The sequence below is a fragment of the Streptomyces sp. AA4 genome, from assembly GCF_000158875.1.
GTDB lineage: Bacteria > Actinomycetota > Actinomycetes > Mycobacteriales > Pseudonocardiaceae > Amycolatopsis.
The window spans coordinates 4940550-4944662 of the sequence record NZ_GG657746.1; the positions used below are offsets into that span (position 1 = coordinate 4940550).

The 4113-nt window shown below is 64.2% G+C and carries 2 protein-coding genes; one reads left to right on the forward strand and one right to left on the reverse strand.

Annotation, left to right across the window (positions count from 1 at the left end; translation table 11 throughout):
* Positions 1-310: 310 nt before the first annotated feature.
* Entirely contained in the window at positions 311-3049 is a 2739-nt protein-coding gene (polA, locus tag SSMG_RS22635) for a DNA polymerase I (RefSeq protein WP_009079753.1), read from the reverse strand.
* 108 nt (positions 3050-3157) lie between these two features.
* Here polA and SSMG_RS22640 point away from each other — a divergent pair, with 108 nt between their 5' ends.
* Positions 3158-3553, forward strand: a complete 396-nt coding sequence (locus SSMG_RS22640; RefSeq protein WP_182895395.1) for a PaaI family thioesterase — start codon at positions 3158-3160, stop codon at positions 3551-3553.
* The last annotated feature ends 560 nt before the right edge of the window (positions 3554-4113 follow it).

The following is a 4113-nucleotide window of genomic DNA, read 5'->3' on the forward strand; positions in this document are numbered from 1 at the left end:
CCCCCAGACCGCAGGGAGGCTTCGTATCGGGGTTGGGGGGAGGGCTGGGTGCCTCGATGGTTTTGTGTATCGGCGGCGGGTTGCCTGGGGGTTCCGCGGGGGTCCGCCGGGGGGTTTTCTGGGGGCGGATCTCGTTCGTGAGAGGTCTTGTGCCGAGTGCGGGGGCCCTCGTGGGTATGGAGCGGCCGGGTTTCTGTCCACAAGGGACGGTGAGGTGCTCGGCTACGCCTTGAATCATTGCCAGCCGGGGTGAATCGGCTCAGCTGAGAGCCCGGGGTCAGGCGGCTGCCGACCCCGGGCGCGGCTCAGCTCAGTGCGCGGCCTCGTTCCACGATCGTCCGTAGCCGACCGAGACCTCCAGCGGCACTGCCAGCTCCGCGGCCGAGCCCATGCCTTCGCGGACCAGTTTCTCGACGTCGGAACGTTCGCCGTCGGCGATTTCCAGGACCAGTTCGTCGTGGACCTGCAGCAGAACGCGGCTGCGCGCGCCAGCTTCGGCCAGGGCGCGGTGCACGTTCAGCATCGCCACCTTGATGATGTCCGCCGCGCTGCCCTGGATCGGGGCGTTCAGCGCCATCCGCTCGGCCATTTCGCGGCGCTGGCGGTTGTCGCTGTTCAGGTCCGGCAGGTAGCGGCGGCGGCCGAAGATCGTCTCGGTGTAACCGCACTTCGCGGCTTCTCCGACGACCGACTGCAGGTAGTCGCGCACCCCGCCGAACCGCGAGAAGTACGCCTCCATCTGCTCTTTGGCGTCTTCCGTCGAGATCTTCAGCTGCTGCGACAGGCCGTACGCGGACAAGCCGTACGCGAGGCCGTACGACATCGCCTTGACTCGGTAGCGCTGTTCCGGCGTGATTTCCGCGGCGGGCACGGAGAACGCGCGCGACGCGACGAACGTGTGCAGGTCCTCGCCGCTGTTGAAGGCCTCGATGAGACCCTCGTCCTTCGACAGGTGCGCCATGATCCGCATTTCGATCTGGCTGTAGTCCGCGGTCATCAGCTCGGCGTAGCCGTCGCCGACCACGAACGCGTCGCGGATGCGCCTGCCTTCCTCGGTGCGCACCGGGATGTTCTGCAGGTTCGGCTCGATCGACGACAGCCGTCCGGTGGCCGCGATCGTCTGCTGCAGCGTGGTGTGGATGCGCCCGTCGTCGGCGACCGATTTGATCAGGCCCTCGACCGTGGTGCGCAGCCGCGTCGCGTCGCGGTGTTCCAGCAGGTGCTGCAGGAACGGGTGCTCGGTCTTCTCGAACAGCGACTGCAGCGCGTCCGCGTCCGTGGTGTAGCCGGTCTTGGTGCGCTTGGTCTTCGGCATGCCCAGCTCGTCGAACAGCACCACCTGCAGCTGCTTCGGCGAACCGAGGTTGATCTGCTTGCCGATCACCTCGTACGCGGATTCCGCGGCCTGCGTGACCCGGCTGAGGTAGTGCGCCTCCAGCTCGGTGAGCTGGTCGGTGTCGACCGCGATGCCCGCCGCTTCCAGTTCGGTGATGACCTCGAGCAGCGGGAGTTCCAGCTCGGCCAGCAGCTTCGCGCCGCCGAGCTCCTCCAGCTCGGCGGCGAGCGCGCCGGCCAACTCGAAGATCGCGCGCGCTTTCACCAATTCGGCGGAAATTTCCTTCTGCTCCAGCTCGTCCGCGCCGCCGTCGAGCAGCGACAGCTGACCGTCGCCGTCGCCGGCTTCCGAACGCAGCTCGCGGTGCAGGTAGCGCAGGGCCAGGTCGTCCAGCCCGAACGTGCGCTGCCCCGGCCGCGCGAGGTACGCGGCGAGCGCGGTGTCCATGTTCAGCCCGCCGAACGTCCAGCCGCGGGCGCGCACCGCGTGCAGCGGCACCTTCAGGTCGTGGCCGATCTTGCGGATCTCCGGGTCGGCCAGCCACGCCGACAGCGCCCGGTCGTCCGCCTCGTCCATCGCGGTGACGTCGACGTACGCGCCCTCGCCGTCGGCCGTCGCGAAGGCGACCGCCTTGAGGTCGGACCGGACCGACGAACCCGTCGCCCGGAACGACAGCGCGACCGGCTCGCCCGCGCCGGCGTGCGCCTCGAGCCACGCGCCGAGCGCACCCGGCGCGAGCGCGGAGCCGGACACCTCGAAGCCCGAGTCGGCCTCCGGTTCGGCGCTGCTCAGCGTTTCGAACAGCCGGTCGCGCAGGACGCGGAACTCCAGCTCGTCGAACAGCCGGTGCACGGCCTCGCGGTTCCACGGACGCAGCTCCAGCTGGTCCGGCACGGACTCCAGCGGCACGTCGCGGACCAGCTCGGTGAGCTGCCGGTTCAGCTGCACGGAGGACAGGTGCTCGCGCAGCGCGTCGCCGACCTTGCCCTTGACCTCGTCGACCCGGTCGATCAGGTCGGCCAGCGAGCCGAACTGCCGGATCCACTTGGCCGCGGTCTTCTCCCCCACGCCGGGGATGCCGGGCAGGTTGTCCGACGGGTCGCCGCGCAGGGCCGCGAAGTCCGGGTACTGGGTCGGGGTGAGGCCGTATTTCTCTTCCACTGCCTCCGGCGTGAACCGCACGAGGTCGGAGACGCCCCGCTTCGGGTACAAAACGGTCACCCGATCGGTGACCAGCTGCAACGCGTCGCGGTCGCCGGTGCAGATGAGGACGTCGTAGTCCTCGCCCGCCTGGGTGGTGAGCGTGGCGATGACGTCGTCGGCCTCGTAGTTCTCCTTCGTCAGCGAAGGGATGCCGAGCACGTCGAGCACCTCTTTGACCAGGTCGACCTGGCCGCGGAACTCGTCCGGCGTGGTGCTGCGGTTGGCCTTGTAGTCGGCGTACGTCTCCGACCGGAAGGTCTTGCGCGAGAGGTCGAAGGCGACCGCGAGGTGCGTCGGCTTCTCGTCGCGCAGCAGGTTGATGAGCATCGAGGTGAAGCCGAAGACCGCGTTGGTGACCTGCCCGGTCTTCGTGCGGAAATTCTCCGCGGGCAGGGCGAAGAAGGCGCGATAGGCCATCGAATGGCCGTCGATCAGCAGCAGCCGGGGGCGGTCTTTCGCGGCGGCGGCGCCTGTGGCGTTGGCAACGGTTCGGTTCTCGGTCGGGCTCACGGGGGCGAGTCTAGGGTGAGGGTCTGACACTCTTGCGTGTCGCATACGGTTGAGGAGCAGAGAGTGACCGAGCAGACGGCGGAAATCACGCCGGGCCAGTTCGCGGGCATGGACCCCGCGGCCGCGGGCCAGCAGCTGAACGACAAGATCGGGCTGAAGCTCGTGGAGCTGACGCCCGAGCGGGTCGTCGGAACGATCCCCGTCGAAGGCAACCTCCAGCCCTACGGCCTCCTCCACGGCGGCGCGAACGCCACCGTCGCCGAAGCGCTGGGCTCGGTGCTGGCGGCGCTGAACGCAGGCCCCGAACGCGCCGCGATGGGCCTGGAACTGTCCTGCACCCACCACCGTGCCGTCCGCTCCGGCACCGTCACCGGAGTAGCGACCCCGCTGCACGTCGGCCGAGGCACCATCACGTCGGAAATCGTGCTCACCGACGACGAAGGCCGCCGCACCTGCACGGCAAGGCTCACCTGCGTGGTCCGGGACCGCCCGCCGGGCGCCTGATCTTTCGGTCAAACGCCGTGAGGGGAACCCTGAGGGACTCAGAGTCCCTCAGGGTTCCCCTCACGACCGTCCGCGACTGGATCGCCACACCGCGCCCGCTGCTGAGAAAACCCCAATGTGGCATTGGGTGCATCTCACGCACCCAATGTGGCATTCGTTGCGTCACATGCACCCAATGCCACATTGGGGCGCTAGCCCCACCCCCAACCGCAGCCAGTGCACCCGCCCAACCAGGCAGCCACACTCCCCCGCCCCCGATACGAAGCCCAAAACACGGCGCGGTGTATATATATATATATATATATATATATATATATATATATATATATATATATATATATATATATATATATATATATATATATATATATATATATATATATATATATATATATATATATATATATATAATATATATATTATATATATATATATATATATATAATATTATATATATATATATATATATATATATATATATATATATATATATATATATATATATATATATATATATATATATATATATATATATATATATATATATATATATATATATA